Annotated in this window: 3 protein-coding genes and 1 pseudogene; 1 reads left to right on the top strand and 3 read right to left on the bottom strand. The window is 58.1% G+C overall.

Going from position 1 to position 1,870, the window contains the following annotated elements:
- Nucleotides 1-414 precede the first annotated feature (414 nt).
- Nucleotides 415-681, bottom strand: a complete 267-nt coding sequence (locus tag E3O45_RS02415) for a type II toxin-antitoxin system RelE/ParE family toxin (RefSeq protein ID WP_134441469.1) — start codon at nucleotides 679-681, stop codon at nucleotides 415-417.
- On the bottom strand, nucleotides 678-896 hold the full coding sequence (locus E3O45_RS02420; RefSeq protein ID WP_092448772.1) for a TraY domain-containing protein: 219 nt from the start codon (nucleotides 894-896) through the stop codon (nucleotides 678-680). Before E3O45_RS02420 ends, E3O45_RS02415 begins: the two co-directional genes overlap by 4 nt.
- A gap of 115 nt (nucleotides 897-1,011) precedes the next feature.
- Here E3O45_RS02420 and E3O45_RS02425 point away from each other — a divergent pair, with 115 nt between their 5' ends.
- On the top strand, nucleotides 1,012-1,482 hold the full coding sequence (locus E3O45_RS02425; RefSeq protein WP_134441471.1) for an N-acetyltransferase: 471 nt from the start codon (nucleotides 1,012-1,014) through the stop codon (nucleotides 1,480-1,482).
- A 183-nt stretch (nucleotides 1,483-1,665) separates the two neighbouring features.
- Here E3O45_RS02425 and E3O45_RS17885 read toward each other — a convergent pair.
- A pseudogene (locus tag E3O45_RS17885) lies at nucleotides 1,666-1,770 on the bottom strand (VOC family protein); the annotation flags it as partial.
- Nucleotides 1,771-1,870 lie beyond the last annotated feature (100 nt).

The following is a 1,870-nucleotide window of genomic DNA, read 5'->3' on the forward strand; positions in this document are numbered from 1 at the left end:
CGGGGAGCACCTGTGGTGCTGAGCCACACCACCACTGGTGCTCTTCCGCACGATCGATGGGGCTCAACCGCACGATCGGGTGGGGCTCAGAGGCTCTAATACTCAGTCATGGGAAGGTCAGCCTGCGCCGTGAAAGCAGCCACCACATCATCGACCCCCATAGTCGACCGAGGCTCCAGCACCGCCTGACACCCGCTCATGGTCAAGGCAATCGGAACAACGGTTAAGACTCGAGCTGCCCTGGCTATCCTCATGACTGCATGGTCCTACACACCGCTCGGCCGTCGGCACATCCGCCCCGTGCATGGTCCAAGACCGGCCTTGATCCAGTTCCACAGGGGAACCCTCTGCGGGACACGTCTCGTTTCGCTGGCAATATCGAACTTGGCGCGTCGAGCGGCGCCGCTGCTGTGTTTAGAGCCTGTTGTAGACCTCGCGACGATGTGCAACCTCGACAATGAGGATGAGAATTTGATCGTCGTCAATATTTGTGAGTATTCGGTAGTCGCCGACCCGGTAACGCCAGAATTCTTCGTTAACGAGCTTTTTACCGAGCTGGCGCGGATTGTCTAGTACGGAAAGCTTCTGCTCAAGAAAATCACGAATCCGTTTCGCGGCGGCCGAGTCGAGTTTCCTGACCTGCTTCGCTGCCTTCGGGGTGAATCTGATCGTGTAGCTCACACAGGCCAGACCACATCGGCTAGGTCAATGGCGTCGTCGTTGGACTGAGTGAATTCCTCGAGCGCATCCTTGGCCAAGAGATAGTCTTCGTTCTCGTCCAGATACTGGGTCAATGCTTCGGTCGCATAAAACGTTTTCGACCGCCCAGTGCGCTCCGACAGATATTGCAGGCGATGATCCGTTTCATCGTCAACGCGGAGATTGATTTGCGGCATATGGCATCCCTCCTCAGAGTGCTATACAAATATAGCATCAGATGGGGTCGCATAAACCGAATCTGCTGCGACCAGGAATCGTTGGCCGGCGACACTTGTCTGGAAGAATTGACGGATGACTGTGACCCTTCAGCGAATCCTCACCAGCGAGTTCCCAGCGTGGTTGGACCGCAGCTGCACCGAATACGTAAGTGATTTGGTTACCCAGGGTGGAACGCATGAGGAAGCGCAACGCAGAGCCGTCGAGAGCATGGCTCGTTTGTTCCCGGATGGTGCTCCGAGCCCTGGCAATGAGGTCTTTCACGTCATGAACAAGGCGGGTGCCGCAGTGGGACACCTGTGGATCGGACAGGACGTCAGCGCCGATCCAGGGGCGTGGTGGGTCTGGGACGTTGTCATCAACTTTGACCAGCGTGGTCAGGGTTTCGGGAGAGCGGCAATGCTCCTCGGCGAGGAATACGCACACTCACACGGAGCGCAGTCTCTCGGCCTGAGCGTCTTCGGATTCAACACCGGCGCCCGGGGGCTTTACAACTCGCTTGGGTACGAAACAACTTCGGTGAAGATGCTCAAGAAGCTCACCTGAGCGTTCCGAAAGAGATAGCGAGCCGCATGACTCCAACTGCCACCTTCGTACTGGTCACCCTCGGCGTGATGGCGATGTCCGTTGCTATTGCCGCATGGCGTCGCTGCAGGGCAACGGCCCGAGATGGGCGCCCGTAAACGGAACGCTCAGCGGTCGTTCGGCCGCCAGGCGTGACTGGGCCTGTCACGCCGCCACCAAGATACAGAATGGATGTCCTGCCGGATCGGCGTAGACGAAAAGTGGTTCTTCAGCATCGTCGGAGCGATCGAGTAAGAGGTGCGCTCCTAGGAGGCTGCTGAATAACATGGGTTCAGCCGGCCCGGCGAGTCTCTAGAGTGTTTTTTTGCTCCGGGGTGGGGCGTTGTGAGATCGGCTGAGCGGTCGGCAC

It is taken from the genome of Cryobacterium sp. TMS1-20-1 (genome assembly GCF_004402355.1).
GTDB lineage: Bacteria > Actinomycetota > Actinomycetes > Actinomycetales > Microbacteriaceae > Cryobacterium > Cryobacterium levicorallinum.

Coding starts and splice junctions, on each gene's coding strand:
- E3O45_RS02425 (WP_134441471.1), top strand. CDS start 1,012: ATGACTGTGACCCTTCAGCGAATCCTCACCAGCGAGTTCCCAGCGTGG.
- E3O45_RS02420 (WP_092448772.1), bottom strand. CDS start 896: ATGCCGCAAATCAATCTCCGCGTTGACGATGAAACGGATCATCGCCTG.